Consider the following 17,575-nt stretch of genomic DNA (forward strand, 5'->3'; position numbering starts at 1 on the left):
CCGTGTCTTTTCTAATACTTAAAGATATCATCCAGCAACACCTCCTTCGGGTTCTTAGCCGAATGATATACGAAACGGAAGGTGAAATGCTCTTCCTTATATTTCTTCAGACCAGGGTTGTTGTCCAGGGCTTCCTTCTGAATCTTATGGAGTTTACCCTTGTTGGCATCAATCGCCTTCTTGTTATCTGCCTTGTTTCTCAAAGAGATATAGTACGTATATATCTTCTTGGTTTTATCAAATGCAGCACTGTCAGTCCTGGCATCGTTGACGTATGGAGTAGGACAGTATTTTTCTGTATATTCCTTGGCTTCACGAGCCGCTTTGTCCTCCAGACTTTCTGTACAAGAAACGAGCAAAGAAGCAAAAATACCGATGTAAATCAACTTTTTCTTCATGATTTTTCTATTTTTTATCTAAAAATCTCTATTATTTTCAATATTTTGTGCAAAGATACGAAAAAAAATACTATCTTTGCACTCTAAAGAGAGAAAATTATATGGAGAATATAAATAAAATAAGAAATTTCTGCATTATTGCACATATAGACCATGGTAAAAGTACCTTGGCAGACCGACTTCTGGAGAAGACTCAGACCATCAAGATTACTGAAGGTCAGATGCTTGATGATATGGATTTGGAAAGAGAACGTGGTATCACAATCAAGAGTCACGCTATCCAAATGGAATATAAGGCAAAGGATGGACAGACCTATATCCTGAATCTTATTGATACTCCGGGACACGTTGACTTCTCATACGAAGTTTCCCGTTCCATCGCTGCTTGCGAGGGAGCACTGCTGGTTGTTGACGCAACTCAAGGCGTTCAGGCACAGACCATTTCAAACCTCTATATGGCTATCGAGCACGACCTGGAGATTATTCCGGTAATCAATAAGATAGATATGCCTTCAGCTATGCCTGATGAGGTAGAAGACGAAATTGTAGACCTGATCGGTTGTAAGCATGAGGATATTCTCCGTGCTTCAGGTAAGACCGGTGAGGGTGTAGAAGATATACTGGAAGCTGTTGTTAATCGTGTTCCTGCTCCGGTAGGAGACGAGAAGGCACCGCTTCAGGCTTTGATTTTCGACTCTGTATTCAACTCTTTCCGCGGCATCATCGCCTATTTCAAGATAGAGAATGGCGTGATCCGTAAGGGAGATAAGGTGAAGTTCTTCAATACCGGCATGGAATATGATGCTGATGAAATCGGTGTATTGAAGATGGATATGATTCCACGCCAGGAATTGGGTACCGGTGAGGTAGGTTATATCATCTCGGGTATCAAGAATGCTACCGAGGTAAAGGTGGGTGATACCATTACCCATATTGCCCGTCCTTGTGACAAGGCGATTGCGGGTTTCCAGGAAGTGAAACCTATGGTCTTTGCCGGTGTTTATCCTATCGATCCTAGCGATTACGAGAATCTGCGTGCATCGCTCGAAAAACTGCAGCTCAATGATGCTTCATTGACTTTCTCGCCAGAGAGTTCTGTGGCTTTGGGCTTCGGTTTCCGTTGCGGATTCCTCGGATTGCTCCACATGGAAATCGTACAGGAGAGACTGGACCGTGAGTTTAATATGGATGTCATCACTACCGTACCTAACGTATCTTATATGGTATACGACAAGCAGGGCGGTGTGAAAGAGGTTCACAATCCTTCCGGATTGCCAGACCCAACACTGATAGACCATATTGAGGAACCATATATCCGGGCAACCATCATTACGGCAACCAATTATATTGGACCTATCATGAAACTCTGTCTGGATAAACGAGGCGAACTCATCAACCAGGAATATGTGAGTGGAAACCGTGTAGAACTCCACTTCATGTTGCCGTTGGGAGAAATCGTCATCGACTTCTATGATAAGCTGAAGAGTATCTCCAAGGGATATGCTTCGTTCGACTATCATATCGATTCATTCCGTCATTCCGACCTGGTGAAGCTCGATATCCTGTTGAATGGAGAGCCTGTAGATGCTTTGAGTACTTTGACTCACCGCGATAACTCTGTGAGCTTTGGTCGCAGAATGTGCGAGAAGTTGAAGGACCTCATACCTCGTCAGCAGTTCGATATTGCTATCCAGGCAGCTATCGGTGCCAAGATTGTGGCACGTGAGACTGTTAAGCAGGTGCGCAAGGATGTTACCGCCAAATGTTATGGTGGTGACGTGAGTCGTAAGCGCAAGTTGCTTGAGAAGCAGAAGAAGGGTAAGAAGCGCATGAAGCAGATTGGTAATGTGGAAGTTCCACAGAAAGCCTTCCTTGCTGTGCTCAAACTCGACTAATGATTTAATATAAGTATAATGGAAAAGGAGGTTAAGTATTATGGCAGACTTTAAAGTAATTACCCCTAAGCGTGATATTGCGCGCGAGCTGGCGCGTAAATATAGTACGATGACTCATGATGAGCTCGATGTGGTGGAAGATATCCTTGAGCCTATCAAGTATGGCAAGGGCGAGCTGATCTTGCCTGAAGGTGAACAGTGCATGGGTATCTCGTACATCGAGAAGGGATTGGTACGCCAATTTTACTTTAAGAATGGCAAGGAGGTGACCGAGCATCTGGGTGTGGACCATACCATCTTTATGTGCATTGAGAGCCTCTTTAAGGAAGAGCCTACCCACCTGCAGGTGGAAGCTTTGGAGCCTACGCTGGTGTATATGCTACCGAAGAAGAAACTGGAGGCGGCTGCTATGCGTAATGTCAATATCCAGATGCTTTATCGTAAAATACTGGAAGAGAGTTTGATTCAGTCTCAGATTCATGCCGATCTGATGCGATTTGAGTCGGCACCTAATAAATATAAGCGCCTGTGCGAAATGAACCCACAGGTGGTTCTGCGTGCTCCGCTCACCTATATCGCAAGTTATCTGCAGATGACTCCGGAAACGCTGTCCAGAATCCGCTCGAATACTTTATTATAATTTATAAAAAATGGTGTGACTTCAAAACCGAAGTCACACCATTTCTTTTTGTATCTTTTGATTCTATCAAATGAAACTTTCTTTATTCTGCCGTATAGAGGAATCGCTTGATACTCTTCTTAGGAGTCTTTTCAAACTCATCTTCATGTATACGTATTTCTGATACTTTGCTGTAAGCAGGAATCATGGTGTTGAGCTCCTGGCGGTTCTGCTCCATGACATCTGTCAGTTCTTTGGTACCGAGGTTCAGGGTCTGAGCTTCATCATAGTCTGGGTGAACCAGAGCAATGAGCTTGTCGCCCTTCTGTACAACCACGCTTTCCGCTACCAGAGCCAAAGAGTTGAGCTTATCCTCAATCTCCTCAGGGTAGATATTCTGACCGTTTGCGCCGAGCAGCATATTCTTGCTACGACCCTTGATGAAGACGTTGCCGTCACCATCCATGGTTCCGAGGTCGCCTGTATGATACCATCCGTTCTCGTCGATTGTCTGCTTGGTAGCTTCCTCATTCTTATAGTAACCCAACATTACGTTAGGACCCTTGGCAAGGATTTCGCCTGGTACATTCTCAGGATCAGGACTGTCGATGCGGACCATCATGTGGAGGGCAGCCTTACCGCAAGAGCCCGGTACGAAGTTCTTGTAATCCTCGTAGCAGATGATAGGGGCACATTCTGTTGCGCCATATCCCACGGTATATTTGAAACCTACGCTATGGAGGAAACTTTCCACTTCCTGGTTGAAGGCTGCACCACCGATAATCACCTCGTAGAAGTTGCCACCGAAGGCATTGGATACCTGGTCGCATATCTTCTCCTTCACCTTCTTGCTGATTACAGGCATGTGGAGCAGCATACGCATGCGGTTGTTCTGGATCTTAGGGAATACCTTCTTGCGGATAATCTTCTCGATAACCAGAGGTACAGCTATGATGACGGCTGGCTTGATGCGGCCGAATGCCTCGGCGATGATGGCTGGACTAGGGATGCGGGTGAGATAGAAGACGTGGCAGCCCTTGATGAATTCGAAGATAAATTCAAACGCCATGCCGTACATGTGGGCCATCGGCAGGATACTGATGACAGAATCTCCCGGCTTAATCTTCTTACCCAATACGTCCTCAGCGAAATCTGCATTACCCCAGAGTGCACGGTATGGAACCATTACTCCCTTGGAGAAACCGGTTGTTCCGCTGGTATAATTGATCATAGCCAACTCATCCGGATTCTGGTCCATATAGTAGTTGACATGGTTCTTGCGGAAGTACTTTGGATACTTGATACCGAACATCTCGTTGAGGTGTTCGCGCGCATAAGTCAACTTGTCGGTACGGGAAACGACAAGTGAATAATCCGGTATATAGATGATGCCTTCAAGCCCCGGCATCTTCGTTGCATCAATCTGTGTAGCTACAACATCACCCACAAAGAGCAGTTTGGCATCGCTGTGGTTTACTATGTTGTGAATCTGGTCTGGCATGAATTCATGCAGGATAGGTACGGCAATGGCACCATAGGTAAGGGTAGCAAGGAATGCTACAGCCCAGTTTGCGCTATTTCGACCGCAAAGTGCTATCTTGTCGCCCTTTACTACACCAGAATTCTCAAACATGATGTGTAGCTTCTCAATTTTGCGTGCTACATCATGGTACTGCAAGGTTGCTCCCTTGTAGTCTGTCAGAGCATCCATATCCCAATGGTCTACGATGCTCTTTTGGATGAGTGCGTTAAAGCTTGGAATCTCCATATTCTTGTTATTTAACGATTTGCTTTTTTATATTTTTCTCGTACTGAAGTCCGTTTGCTGATGATAGACCTTATCTGCTGATGGTCTGTCAGCAGATAGGGCCTGTCTCTAGATTGCGTTCTGATAGAGGTAACGCTTGATAGACTTCTTGGCTGTCTTTTCAAATTCCTGATTATGAAGTTTGATGCGTGACACCTTTGCGAAGCTAGGTATCTGCATGTTCAGTTCCTTGCGGTTCTGCTCCATGATGTTCTCCAGGTCTTCGTCTGTAAAGCCGAGGTTGTTAACTTCTTCCATATCCGGATGAACCAGAGCTACCAGCTTGTCATCGCTCTGTATTACGATGCTCTCGTTGACCATAGCCATGGAGTTGAGCTTGTCCTCAATCTCTTCCGGATAGATGTTCTGTCCGTTAGGTCCCAGCAGCATGTTCTTGCTTCTGCCTCTTACGAAGATATGTCCGTCGGCGGCCATCGTTGCCAGGTCGCCTGTATGGAACCATCCGTCTTTATCTATTACGGCATCTGTTGCCTCCTGGTTCTTGTAATAGCCCTTCATCACATTGATGCCGCGGCAAACCAGTTCACCGGCTACGTTCTCCGGGTCATCGCTCAAAACCTTTACCTCCATGTGCTTCACGGCAACACCACAGCTTCCTGCCACATAATTGTCCTGATGGGCAAAGGTGATAAGTGGAGCAGTCTCAGTGGTACCATATCCCATGGCGATAGGGAAACCTACGCTGATGAAGAAGTTCTCTATCTCCTTGTTGAGCGGAGCACCACCCACAACAACCTCGCAAGGACGTTCGCCAAACTTTCTCAATACAAACTCGCGAACCTTCTCCTTGATGCGCTTATTGATGACAGGCATGTTCATCAGCAGTCGTGCACGGTTGGTTTGGATATGTGGGAATACTTCCTTTCTTACAATCTTGTCTACTACAAGCGGCACCGCATAGAGGATGTCTGGCTTGATTTCTGACAACGCCTCTGAGATAAGCGTTGGGCTCGGCAGACGGGTAAGGAAGAAGATATGGTTACCCAATACTATATTGAAGAGAAATTCTGTCATGAGTCCATACATGTGAGCCATCGGAAGGGTAGAAAGGATGTTGCAGTTCTTACCTATATTAGGCTTCACTGAATCGATGAGGTAGTCAAGATTACCCCAAAGTGCTCTGTATGGGAGCATCACACCTTTTGAGAAACCGGTAGTTCCACTGGTATAGTTGATCATTGCCAGTTCTTCAGGATCGTCTACGTGATACTTCACGTGTTCTGGTCTGAAATACTTAGGATATCTGTGTCCGAACATGGCATTGAGGTTCTCGCGCGCATAAGTCAGTTTCTCAGAGCGCGAGATGACAAGCGAATTGTCCGGAAGATAGATGATTCCTTCCAGCGAAGGCATCTCCTCTGGTGTTATCTCTGTAGCTACCACGTCACCAACGAACAGAAGTTTGCTTTCGCTGTGGTTCACGATGTTGTGAATCTGTTCAGGCTTAAATTCGTTCTGTATAGGTACGACAATGGCTCCGTAAGTAATAATGGCCAGGAAGGCTACTGCCCACTGGCTACTATTTCTTCCGCAGACGGCAATCTTGTCGCCCTTCTTTACATCGCTGTTTTCGAACAGGATGTGTAGCTTCTCAATCTTTCTGGCAATATCGTGATATTGGAGGGTTGTGCCCTTGTAATCGGTGAGCGCATCCAGATTCCAATTCTTGATAATGCTGTTCTCAATATACGAGTTAAAACTTGGTATTGAATTCATTGCACAATTTACAAAATTTTGTGCAAAGATAATGAAAATAGTGCACACTGCAAAATAAAATGTGCACTATTTTCAAAAACTATATAAAATAATTAGTTTTTTTCCTTTTTAGTCTACATATTGTGGTGTTATAGACTGTATTTTACTCATATCTCATCGATTTGGCTGGATGGATATGAGAAATCAGGTAGCTTGGTGCTACGAGCATGAAGATGCTTATCAGCAGCGTAGCAATGTTCAGGGCTATGATGGCAAGCCAGTTGAATTCTACCGGAACGGTACTTACATAATAGGTCTGTGCATCGAGTTTGATGATGCCTGTAAAGTACTGGAGGGTAAGAATGCCGAGGGCGATGATGTTGCCCAGAAGCATACCCTTGCCGATGATGAAGACGGCAAACCACAGGAAGGTGTGGCGGATGGTCTTGTTGCGGGCACCCAATGCCTTCATTACGCCTATCATGGAGGTGCGTTCCAGAATGATGATGAGCAGACCGCTGATCATGGTGACGCCGGCTACTATCAGCATCAGACCGAGAATAATCCAGACATTCAGATCCATCAGGCTCAGCCATTGGAAGATGTTTGGATTCAGGTCCTTGATGGTAGAACTGCTGTAGGTTTCTCCATAGTGATCTACCGTGCGGTTCACCTTATTTATAATATAATCTTCAGTCTCGTTGAGCTTGTTGAAGTCGTTTACGGTCAGTTCTGCACCGCTCGCCTGGTCTTCTTCCCATCCGTTCAGTTTCACGGCAGTATAGAGGTCGGTGTATACCATTACCTCATCATACTTCTTCAGGTTGGTCTGATAGATACCCTTGATGGTGAAGCGGCGCATACGCACTCCGTTGCCATCAAAGAAGTAGGCAAAGATGCGTTCTCCCGTCTTCAGCTTCAGCTTATCAGCCATCAGCTGTGAGATGAGAATCTGGTTATGACTCGCTTTATCATCAAACTTAGGGATGCTGCCTTCAATCATGTTCTGATGGATAAAGGTAGAATCGAAATCAGGTCCTACACCTTTGAACATGACGCCCAGGAAATCGCTGTCCGTCTTCAGGATTCCCTCTTTCATGGCAAATTTCTGCACATGTTTTACGCCAGGTATCTTTTTCAGTACGTTGACCATCGAGTCGTTCATGACCACCGGATACTGGTTTTGCTGCTGCAGCGTCATGAAGTCGGCCACCTGTATATGGCTTCCGAATCCTATTACCTTGTCGCGTATGGTATGCTTGAATCCGAGCACTACGCATACCGACATAATCATAATGGCGAGTCCGATAGCAACACCTGCAGTGGCTATATGAATAGCAGGGCGAGAAACTTTACGTTTATCGCCCTGATCGCTATATAATCTCTTTGCTATAAATAGAGGAAAATTCATCTTTGCGGGGAATGTTGAATGTTGAGTGTTGAGTGTTGAGTGTTGAGTGTTGAGTGTTGAATGTTGAGTGTTGAATGTTAAATTAATCTTTGTGTCCGTTAGGCAACTCAACATTCAACACTCAACATTCAACATTGTTATAGTCCTTCGTCTTCCACTCTTCCCGGATAAGCCTCAAGTGCCTTACCCAGAACCACCAGAGCACGCTCCAGATCGTGTTTCTTCAAGACGTAAGCTACACGAACCTGATTGTGGCCGGCTCCCGGAGTCGTATAGAAACCAGAGGCTGGAGCCATCATGATGGTTTCGCCCTCATAGTTGAATTCCTCCAGACACCAGCGGCAGAACTTTTCAGAATCATCGATAGGCAGTTTGGCTACGGTATAGAAGGCTCCCATAGGAATAGGAGAGTATACGCCCGGAATACGGTTCAATCCGTCTATCAGGCACTTACGGCGCTCTACATACTCATCGTATACATCGCGGTAGTACTCTTCAGGAGCATCCAGAGAAGCTTCGGCTACAATCTGACCGATCAGTGGAGGAGAGAGACGGGCCTGGCAGAACTTCATCACCGCCTTGCGGATTTCTGCATTCTTGGTGATGAGGGCTCCTACACGGATACCGCACTCACTGTAACGCTTCGAAACAGAATCGATGAGAACCGTGTTCTGCTCGATGCCTTCCAGGTGCATCGCACTGATATAAGGACTGCCGGTATAGATATACTCACGGTAAACCTCATCAGAGAAGAGATAGAGGTCGTACTTCTTCACCAGGTCACGAATCTGATTCATCTCTCTGCGGGTATAGAGATAGCCCGTAGGGTTGTTAGGGTTGCAGATCAGAATGGCACGGGTGCGCTCATTGATCAGCTCCTCAAACTTCTCTACCTTAGGCAGGGAGAAACCTTCTTCTATCGTTGTGGCGATGGTACGGATCTTGGCACCCGCAGAGATGGCAAACGCCATATAGTTAGCGTAAGCAGGTTCTGGTACGATAATCTCGTCGCCAGGGTTGAGGCAGCTCATGAAAGAGAAGAGTACAGCCTCAGAACCTCCCGATGTGATGATGATATCATCGGCAGTTACGTTGATGTTGAATTTCTTATAGTAATCTACAAGCTTCTCGCGATAGCTGAGATAGCCCTGACTTGGAGAATACTCCAAGACCGTGCGGTCTATATGCTTCAAGGCATCTAGGCCACATTGAGGAGTTGGAAGGTCAGGCTGACCGATGTTGAGGTGATATACCTTTACTCCACGTTTTTTTGCTGCGGCAGCCAGAGGAGCCAACTTTCTGATAGGTGACTCTGGCATTTCAAGACCGCGTACAGATATTTCTGGCATCTTAAAATATTGTTTCTTTCTATTAATTATCCGTGTCGAAAATTGAATTCTATGACCTTCTGGTCTTTTCAATTTACGCTATTCGGCTGCAAAGATAAGAAAATTAGATGAGAATTGAGAATAACTTTCGGTTAAATTTTATTTTTTGATTAAAAACTCTTTAAATATGTCGCTCTTTGCTTTCTTTTTTATAACTTTGCACTTAATTTCAAGAAATGTTATAAGATTATACGAATTAATTAAAATAAGTAAGAAGAAAAAATATGAGAAGTAGAACAAGTACATGGTTTGAGACCAAAGTGAAATATCAGAAGACAATGGAGGATGGTTCAGAAAAGGTTGTTTCTGAAGCATACGTAGTAGATGCTTTGAGCTTTACCGAGGCTGAGAGCGCCATCATTGATGAGATGTCGGTTTATGTAAGCGGCGAGTTGAAGGTGAGCGGTATCGGCAAGGCTGGCTACGGCGAAATCTTCTTCAGCGATGTGGATGATGATGATAAGTGGTATAAGGCTAAACTCCAGTTCATCACAATTGATGAGAAGAGTGAGAAGGAGAAGCGCAGCAATGTTACTTATCTTGTTCAGGCTAAGTCTCTCGCCCGTGCCCTCCGTTATATTGATGAGGTGATGGGCAAGACCATGATAGATTATGATGTGATTGGTTTGAACGAAACCAAACTGATGGATGTATTCGAGCACCATGCTCCTAACGAGAAGAAAGAGGAGAAGAATGATGTGCCTGAATACGAGGAGAAATAAATTAATGTTGAGTGTTGAATGTTGAGTTGCCTAACGGGACACAAAGGTTAATTCAACATTCAACACTCAACATTTAACATTCAACATTTAACATTCAAGATATGGACTATGATGTAAAAGGAAATCTCCATGAGGTGCTGGGCAGCTTGCCTGCCGGCGTCCGTCTCGTTGCCATCAGCAAGTTCCATCCCAACGAGTATATCGAGGAGGCTTATGCTGAAGGACAGCGTATCTTCGGCGAGAGTCATGAGCAGGAACTCGCCAAGAAGGTGGCTTCGCTGCCTGAGGACATCGAGTGGCATTTCATCGGTCATCTGCAGACCAATAAGGTGAAGTATATCGCACCTTATATCTCGATGATTGAATCGGTAGACAGTCTGAAACTTCTCAAGGAGATTGAGAAGCAGGCTGCCAAGCACAATCGTGTGGTGAAGGTTCTTCTGGAACTTCATCTGGCTGAGGAAGATACCAAATCGGGTCTTTCTCTTGATGCTTGCCGCGAACTCCTGGAGGCAGGCGAATGGCGGGAGATGAAGCATGTGCAGATTTGTGGCATCATGATGATGGCTTCTAATACAGACGATGAGCAGCAGATTGCTCAGGAGTTTGATGAGGCTGCCCGGTTCTTTGATGAGATAAAGACCAGATATTTTGCTGATGATGATGCTTTCTGCGAGCGTAGCTGGGGTATGAGTCACGATTATCATATTGCCGTCAAGCACGGCAGCACGATGGTTCGTGTAGGTACCACCATCTTCGGTCCTAGAATATATTAAAATAATAAGAGGGTGTGTCATAAAACATGACACACCCTCATTGTTTATATATTAGTATATTATCTTCTGTCCCTTATTGGTGATGTAAATCTTGCCCTTTTGTGGAACGGAAATCTTTCTGCCTTCCAGATCAAAATAGGCTGTCGGTCTGTTTTTACCGATGATGACCGAAGAGATTCCGGTAGGAGAGAAGTTCTTGAGATAATCGAAGGTTACCAGACCGGTTGCTTCATCCTTTGTGATGTTGTAGAGCGGATGACTCGTATCAACACTGTTGTTCAGGGTGATACTGGTCAGACTGTACACCTCATACTCTGTAGCAGAGCCCGCCTTGTAGGTCGGGAACGGGTCGTTCTGAAGACTCGTTATGATATCAGCATCGCTAACTTTCTTATTATAGCTGTTGTATACCATTCCGTCTGCAGGAACAATCATGACCCTTGGCTTACCTGTCGTGTTGTTGGGATTATCAAACAGATTAACCGATGACAAATCATCGTAGTCGATGCGCCATACCAGCAATCCGTAACCCATAGCCTCCTTGTACCATCCCTCGTTTCTGATATTCTGCAGCAGCAGGTATTCGCCCTGGCTGTTGGCTATAATCTTGTATGCATCCGATGCCTTGTCGTAAGGTTCCAGCTTTATCTGCTGAGCCTCGGTATCAGAAAGGAGGGTAGGCTGTTTCCATCCTACGATGCTCTTCTCCCATGGTGAATAAGGGATAGGCTGGTAGCCGTCAGCCTGATAATTGCCCATATCCATAACGTCCCAATATTCAGGACTCTGGTTATGGTTTGTGATACCATTGGTAGGATAGATGTCTGGCAAACCGAGGGTATGCGAAAATTCATGGCAGAAGAGACCGATACCATTGATGTAGTATTTGCCGTCTTGGGTATCTTCAGGCTTATTGTTCAGCTCGTTGTTAATGCCGAACCGGCGTACTTTTTTCCCGTCATAGGTTCCCAGTCCTTCTACGGTACCCGATTTCGGCCAGAGGCAATCGCTTGAATTACCTGAGATGCTTTCAGAATAGCCGGCATAGATTACATATACGAGGTCTACATATCCGTCGCTGTCGCTGTCGTAATCGGCAAAGTTAACCTTGGCGTCTACCTGCTGGCAGGCTTCCTTAATCATCTGAGGATAGTTGGTGTCACTGCCGTCGCCACTTCCGTTCTTGCCATAATAAGCAGAATTCTTGCTTATCGTAACAGGACCCACTACATCAAACTGTGGTATAAACTGGTTATCGCTCATGTCAGCGAAATACTGCTGTACGCTGCCGTAGTTCTGGCAGTAAGTCTCGTTGGTGATAAACACTTCTTTATCAGCCTCAGGCATAGCTTCTCCCTTCTTTCCGTTGAGGTAATGGTTGAATGTAGCAACCGGATCCTTACTCTTGAACTTCACATCCTGAAACTGCACCAGGAGTACCAATGCCTTCGGACTTCCCTTATGAGGGAAATAGCTTGGTCTCACGGTTCCTATTTCTGATGCTCTTGTGATATTCTCTGAAGAGAAAGTACGGGTCTTTCGGGTGTTCAGCTCTTCAGCAGTTATCTTTTCGTATTTTCCGTCTTGGGTTTCCTGCAGGGGCGTACCGTCCAGCAGCATGTAGTAGTGGAAGGTTTCGTCGCCATGCAGGGTAGCACATGCTACGGTTCCATCAGCCAGCATAATCTTGGCGATGCCCGGTTTAGCCTTTACGGCATAGAGATTGGCGATGCCCAGGAAGGCGAGCGCCAGAGAGATGATTGTCTTCTTCATAAACAGTTAGGGTAGATGGGGGATTATTTGTAAAAGTATTGTCCTTTCTTCTGAGTCTGGTGACCAAACTCGATGGCGTGATGCGGACAATGGTGATAGCAGGTAAAGCAGGTGAGGCAATCCTTGTGATGCAGCCATTCCGGATATTCTCCATGACCGCCCTTGATATCGCCTACAGGACAGACGTTGGCACAGATGCCACACTTCACGCACTTGTCTTTCTCCACATGAAACCGCTTGTCGGTGATGAGCACCTTCTCAAAGAATCCGCCCACAACCTTGGTGAAGAACCAGGGGATAGGACCTTTTACCAGACGGTTCACGCCCTCTTTCCTGTCGAATATCTCTTCGCAGATAACCGCCAGTTCCTGTGCCGATTTCGATTTCTTACGAACTTCGCGTTCCTTCGGATCAACATCCATGAAAGGAAGTCCTACATAAGATTCCGGCATGATGAGTGAGTAGGAAGCAGAAACCTCCGTGATGCCCAATGCCTGAAGCGATGCATTCAGCGCAATCGTATCGTTGAGGTTTTCGATGGTGAGTCCGATGCTGTCGCCTGCAGTACAGACGCAATAGGCGAAAGGATGTTTCCTGAACGTCTCCTTGTCTTCAGCAGTAGCATCAGGAGTTTCTCGCCGTATCTTCATCTTCCTGATAAACTCCCTTACAAGGCGTGGAACTCTCCAGCCATGTACGGGGAAAACGAATCCGAGCCGTTCATTCTCTTTCAGAATAAACGGCTCGGCTATATTGTGGCTTGAATCATCCGCCCGCATATAAGGGGCGATAGGAATCAAGTCTTCGTGTGTAGCCGCTGCCAGTCTGGCTGCTGCCCACTTGGTATTTCCTGTTCCTGAGAAATAGAAAATCATGCTTACTTTTAAATATGTATTGAGCTAGATTATTTCTTTTCTGTCATAACACCTTCTATATAGAGACGTGACATTTCTACATTGCCGTTAGAACGGATGGTGATGCTCTTCTTGAAATGACCAGGGAACATGCCCTTGCCGTTATAGGTAACACTAATCTGTCCCTTCTCGCCTGGAGCGATAGGCTTCTTGGTGTAAGAAGGTACGGTGCAGCCGCAGCTGGCAATAGCCTGGTTGATAATCAAAGGCTTGTTGCCTACATTGGTGAAGGTAAAGGTAGCCTTCTGTACCGGATTTGACTCTTCGAACGAACCGAAGTTGTGTATCAGTTTGTCGAACTTAATCTCTGCCTGAGCAGATGCAGTAGCTACAAGAGCCACCAGCATAGTGAGTGTCAATATGATTCTTTTCATCTTCATATCCTTTCTTCTTTTTTATATTTCCTCTTTAATTTGTTTCTTATTTTTATTTAATTCGATGCAAAAGTACATATAAAGTTTAGTATTACGTTACTTTTTTACATTATTTAACCGAACTTTCGCAAGTTTTGTCCTACACGCCCTGAAAGGGCAGAAGCTCCTAGCCCAGGGCATCGCCCTGGGTAATCATGGACGCAAGTTTGTCGCCCTGAAAGGGCAAAAGCTTTAAAATACCGGGCAATAAACAAAGCTTTTGCCCTTTCTAACGCTTTCTGAAATAAAGGAGACAAAAAATCCCCCAACCTTAATCACTTAAGATTGGGGGAGAGAGTAGAAAAAATAATAAAGTATGAACAATATCAACTGAATAGAGGGCTAAATGTGGAAATTGATTTCATTCAGCCAAGCCTGAACACTGAAGCAGGGACAGGACTTGTGGACGTTCGGGAGATCACGATGACCTAGGATCTCGGCTTCGGGATAATCTGCGCACAGACTCGTCAGGAGATTCTGGAGCGACTGCTTCTGAGCCTTCGTACGGGTATCTGCCGGATTGCCGTCGGCGTCGAGACCGCCTTCGTAACAGATGCCGATACTGTGTGCATTGAAATGGCGGGCGTGGGCGCCGATTTCTGACTCGGGACGTCCGGGGTAGATGACGCCGTCTTTCGTGATGTAATAGTGATAACCGATGCTGCGGAAACCACGGGCTAAATGACAGGCTTCGAGCTTTTCGAAGGTGAAGTCCTGCGTGACGCGGGTGGCAGAACAGTGAATGACAATAAGTGATATTTTTCTTGTGTTTTTCATAGTGCTGAATCTTTAAAGGGTTGATACTACTGGCAGCTCTGCACACAAAAGGCAGAGGCTACGGCGGTGAGAACGGTAATGACGAAATTCAGAATTTTCTTGAGTGTTTCTTTTTTCATTTTCATTTGATTTTTAAGGTTAATAAATGGATTGGGGGTTCGGATTTCCTATATCCGGGCGATATTGGAGAAGGAAGGCTGACAGGATGAGCAGATGGGCTTGATAGCGCGTGTTTCAATGATGCTTGCTATATTGATGGATAGCCGGGGGTGCTATAGCCGAATCCCGGACTGCATCCTGTCTAAAACCTTCTTTCTTCATCTACTGGCGATGGGGTTACTCCAGGCCGTCGCTACCATCGGAGCCGCTGCTCCCGGTGTTGCCTGATCCGCCAGTCTGGGTTGAGTCGCCGCCCTGGTTTGTGCCGCCACCCTGGGTAGTATCGCCTGTGTTGTCCTTACCGCCGTCTGGTGGAGTAATATCTCCTGTTACGGCTGTGGCCTTCTTCAGGGATACATCGAGGTTCAGACTGTTTGCCTTGAACTCACCGGTGCCACGGGCACGGAGCTTCAGTCCGGCAATGTTCTTGGTGATGCTGAATTCCTTCTCGGAGGCAGCACCTTCCTTGTTCTTGATGCCAATGCTGAAAATGGCGAGGTCGGGAATCTTCACGGCGATACCCTGCAGAACCAGTTCTCTTACGCAGCTCACCATGTCGGTGAGCATACCCTTGATGGCTCCCTTTGAGAACGGGGTGTTGTGACTTTCCATGTGCTCTGCGAGTTCATCAAGACCATAGGTCTGGGTGATTACAGGGTAGGCGAAAAACTTGCCGTAAGCGGCGCTCAACTTCTCGTTGACATACTTCTTTAATGTGTACAAAATCATAGTGTCTTCATTTTTAAGGTTAATAAATTGTGTTTGTGTAGTAGGGGGCGCTGCGCATTGCCTCTTGGTGGTATGAGATGTTATCTCTGAACCACAATGCAAAGATACGAAATCGGTGAGGGGTCAACTCACAGTTGCTCATACTTGCTCATGTTTTATCATACTTTTTCATAGATTCTTTTTTTTTTCTAGAGTTTATAAGCCCACTGAACTTTCGCAAGTAAGCTCCACACGCTCTTTTGGGCCTTCAGCCCGTACTTGAACCACATGCGAAAGTTCAATCAATTATTTGCATGTTTTCGTAAATGTTTTGAGAATATTTTACCTTTTTCTGAAATTATTTTCGTACTTTTGCAAGCGTATTTCAGATTTGCTGAAAGTGGATGTAAACGATTTGTTGAACAAAGAATGTATCAAAGAATGATGAACGATATATTGAAACAGATAAAGGCTGGCGAGGTGTCGGGTGTGCAGTTCAAGGAACGCATTCTCGACAAATACGATATTGCCTGTGAGTTAGTGGCGTTCAGTAATTCACATGGTGGCAAATTGGTAGTTGGTATAAAGGATAAGACCGGAGAAACCAATGCCTTGTCATATTCTGAGGTACAAAAAACAACCAACTTGTTGAGTGACATTGCTTCAGAAAACGTAGTGCCATCCATTCTGATAAAGATAGATACTATAGAAGTTGAGGATGGAAACTTGGTTGTTGCTATTGTGAAGGAAGGACTCAACAAGCCTTATCATGACAACAAGGGAATCGTATGGGTGAAGAATGGTGCCGACAAGCGTAAAGTGTTCGATAATGCAGAACTTGCAGAAATGATGACCGACTGCGGTAGTTTTGCACCAGACGAGGCTGGTGTTAGGGATGCAACTGTCAACGACCTTGATGCAACGACCATCAAGCAGTTTTTGGGCAACCGTTTTGATAGAGTGTTGGAAAAGAAAGGCTTGACAGGTGACGTTTTTAATGAAGCATCACTTGATATGATATGCTCTGCCATCGCTAAGGGGCATGACTGTGAGAAGATACTTCGCAATCTGCGATTTATCCGTCCTGATGGTTCACTGACCGTTGCTGCCATGCTTCTGTTTGGCAAATACACCCAGCGCTGGATGCCAATGATGACAGCCAAGTGTATTTGTTTTGCAGGCAACAGTGTCGGCAGCAAGATATTCCGTGACAAGGTGAATGATGCGGATATGGAGGGAAACCTGCTTCATCAATATGACACGATCATGGATTTCTTCACTCGTAATCTGCATAATGTGCAGGTTGGAGATGAATTCAACAGCATGGGTAAGTTGGAAATACCTTACACAAGCTTGGTTGAGTTCACGGTAAACAGCCTTGTACATCGCTCGTTGAACATGAAAGCCCCTGTTCGCATTTTCATTTTCGACAATCGTGTTGAGATTCACAGTCCTGGTGCATTGCCTAACGGACTCACTATTGATGACATCAAGGCAGGAACCTCTATGCCTCGCAATATGTTCCTTTTTAACAATGCTATATACTTGCTGCCATACACTGGTGTTGGTAGCGGCATCACTCGTGCACTGGACGAAGATATCAATGTCACGTTTATGAATAATGACAAGGCACAGGAATTTGTCATCACGGTTTGGAGAGAAGAAAGTAACCAAGTCGAGGGGGAAAGTAACCAAGTCGGTAACCAAGTCGAAGAAAAAAGTAACCAAGTCCAAGACTCTGACACTCGACTTAGACACTCTGGCACCGACTTAGACACTTCCGAGAACGACTTAGACACTCGACTTAGACACTTTGGCACCGACTTAGACACTTCCGAGAACGACTTAGACACTCGACTTAGACACTCTGACACTCCAAAAGTGTCATTGTCTAACAAGCAAAGGGACATAGTAAATTTCTGTTCTGTTCCTCGAACCACCAAAGAGATACTTGACAGAATTGGAGTCAGCATGCATTCCAAGAACCGTGAGCGTTACATCACCTCCCTTGTTGCAGCAGGATATTTGCAGATGACCAACCCTGAAAATCCTACGGCAAGCAACCAGAAATACAAGAAAGTAACAATAAAATAGTAAGA

General features: G+C 45.5%; 16 protein-coding genes. 5 read left to right on the top strand and 11 right to left on the bottom strand.

Going from position 1 to position 17,575, the window contains the following annotated elements; translation table 11 throughout:
• Positions 1 to 11: 11 nt before the first annotated feature.
• Positions 12 to 398: a hypothetical protein gene (locus NNC77_RS01295; RefSeq protein ID WP_022120309.1), complete on the bottom strand. Its 387-nt coding sequence runs from the start codon at positions 396 to 398 to the stop codon at positions 12 to 14.
• Positions 399 to 499: 101 nt separating this feature from the next.
• On the opposite strand from NNC77_RS01295, the gene lepA reads away from it, so the two are divergent.
• Both lepA and NNC77_RS01305 read left to right on the top strand, forming a co-directional pair.
• Positions 500 to 2,293 carry a translation elongation factor 4 gene (gene lepA / locus NNC77_RS01300; RefSeq protein WP_022120308.1) on the top strand — a complete coding sequence of 598 codons (1,794 nt, stop codon included), beginning with the start codon at positions 500 to 502 and terminating at the stop codon, positions 2,291 to 2,293.
• 40 nt (positions 2,294 to 2,333) lie between these two features.
• A complete protein-coding gene (locus tag NNC77_RS01305; RefSeq protein WP_118139578.1) occupies positions 2,334 to 2,933 on the top strand; it encodes a Crp/Fnr family transcriptional regulator in 600 nt (199 codons plus the stop codon).
• 82 nt (positions 2,934 to 3,015) lie between these two features.
• Here the strand turns inward: NNC77_RS01305 and NNC77_RS01310 are convergent, their stop codons facing one another.
• The 4 genes from NNC77_RS01310 to NNC77_RS01325 form a co-directional block, all read right to left on the bottom strand.
• Positions 3,016 to 4,680 carry an AMP-binding protein gene (locus NNC77_RS01310; protein WP_254969676.1) on the bottom strand — a complete coding sequence of 555 codons (1,665 nt, stop codon included), beginning with the start codon at positions 4,678 to 4,680 and terminating at the stop codon, positions 3,016 to 3,018.
• A gap of 108 nt (positions 4,681 to 4,788) precedes the next feature.
• Positions 4,789 to 6,456, bottom strand: a complete 1,668-nt coding sequence (locus NNC77_RS01315) for an AMP-binding protein (RefSeq protein WP_254969677.1) — start codon at positions 6,454 to 6,456, stop codon at positions 4,789 to 4,791.
• Positions 6,457 to 6,598: 142 nt separating this feature from the next.
• Entirely contained in the window at positions 6,599 to 7,846 is a 1,248-nt protein-coding gene (locus NNC77_RS01320; protein ID WP_118416978.1) for an ABC transporter permease, read from the bottom strand.
• Between the two features lie 137 nt (positions 7,847 to 7,983).
• Complete coding sequence (locus NNC77_RS01325) at positions 7,984 to 9,195, bottom strand: pyridoxal phosphate-dependent aminotransferase (RefSeq protein WP_006846964.1); 1,212 nt, start codon at positions 9,193 to 9,195, stop codon at positions 7,984 to 7,986.
• Positions 9,196 to 9,458: 263 nt separating this feature from the next.
• Between NNC77_RS01325 and NNC77_RS01330 the strand changes: the two genes are divergently transcribed.
• Together NNC77_RS01330 and NNC77_RS01335 are read left to right on the top strand one after the other, a co-directional pair.
• Positions 9,459 to 9,956, top strand: a complete 498-nt coding sequence (locus NNC77_RS01330; protein WP_118062873.1) for a DUF4494 domain-containing protein — start codon at positions 9,459 to 9,461, stop codon at positions 9,954 to 9,956.
• Positions 9,957 to 10,057: 101 nt separating this feature from the next.
• Positions 10,058 to 10,732, top strand: coding sequence for a YggS family pyridoxal phosphate-dependent enzyme (locus NNC77_RS01335; RefSeq protein ID WP_254969678.1), 675 nt, complete (start codon positions 10,058 to 10,060; stop codon positions 10,730 to 10,732).
• Positions 10,733 to 10,783: 51 nt separating this feature from the next.
• Here the strand turns inward: NNC77_RS01335 and NNC77_RS01340 are convergent, their stop codons facing one another.
• From NNC77_RS01340 to NNC77_RS01365, 6 genes are all read right to left on the bottom strand, one after another.
• A complete protein-coding gene (locus NNC77_RS01340) occupies positions 10,784 to 12,505 on the bottom strand; it encodes a M6 family metalloprotease domain-containing protein (RefSeq protein ID WP_254969679.1) in 1,722 nt (573 codons plus the stop codon).
• A gap of 23 nt (positions 12,506 to 12,528) precedes the next feature.
• Positions 12,529 to 13,380, bottom strand: a complete 852-nt coding sequence (locus NNC77_RS01345) for an EFR1 family ferrodoxin (RefSeq protein WP_153079529.1) — start codon at positions 13,378 to 13,380, stop codon at positions 12,529 to 12,531.
• Between the two features lie 29 nt (positions 13,381 to 13,409).
• Complete coding sequence (locus tag NNC77_RS01350) at positions 13,410 to 13,793, bottom strand: DUF1573 domain-containing protein (RefSeq protein ID WP_117729181.1); 384 nt, start codon at positions 13,791 to 13,793, stop codon at positions 13,410 to 13,412.
• Between the two features lie 381 nt (positions 13,794 to 14,174).
• On the bottom strand, positions 14,175 to 14,609 hold the full coding sequence (locus NNC77_RS01355; RefSeq protein WP_118201781.1) for an N-acetylmuramoyl-L-alanine amidase: 435 nt from the start codon (positions 14,607 to 14,609) through the stop codon (positions 14,175 to 14,177).
• A gap of 26 nt (positions 14,610 to 14,635) precedes the next feature.
• A complete protein-coding gene (locus NNC77_RS01360) occupies positions 14,636 to 14,728 on the bottom strand; it encodes a smalltalk protein (RefSeq protein ID WP_181985869.1) in 93 nt (30 codons plus the stop codon).
• 217 nt (positions 14,729 to 14,945) lie between these two features.
• Positions 14,946 to 15,497 (bottom strand): DNA-binding protein, encoded by a 552-nt coding sequence (locus NNC77_RS01365; RefSeq protein WP_254969680.1) that lies wholly within the window; start codon positions 15,495 to 15,497, stop codon positions 14,946 to 14,948.
• 420 nt (positions 15,498 to 15,917) lie between these two features.
• Between NNC77_RS01365 and NNC77_RS01370 the strand changes: the two genes are divergently transcribed.
• Positions 15,918 to 17,570 carry an RNA-binding domain-containing protein gene (locus tag NNC77_RS01370; RefSeq protein ID WP_437183265.1) on the top strand — a complete coding sequence of 551 codons (1,653 nt, stop codon included), beginning with the start codon at positions 15,918 to 15,920 and terminating at the stop codon, positions 17,568 to 17,570.
• Positions 17,571 to 17,575 lie beyond the last annotated feature (5 nt).

Source organism: Segatella copri (genome assembly GCF_024330485.1).
GTDB classification, from domain to species: Bacteria; Bacteroidota; Bacteroidia; order Bacteroidales; family Bacteroidaceae; genus Prevotella; species Prevotella copri_L.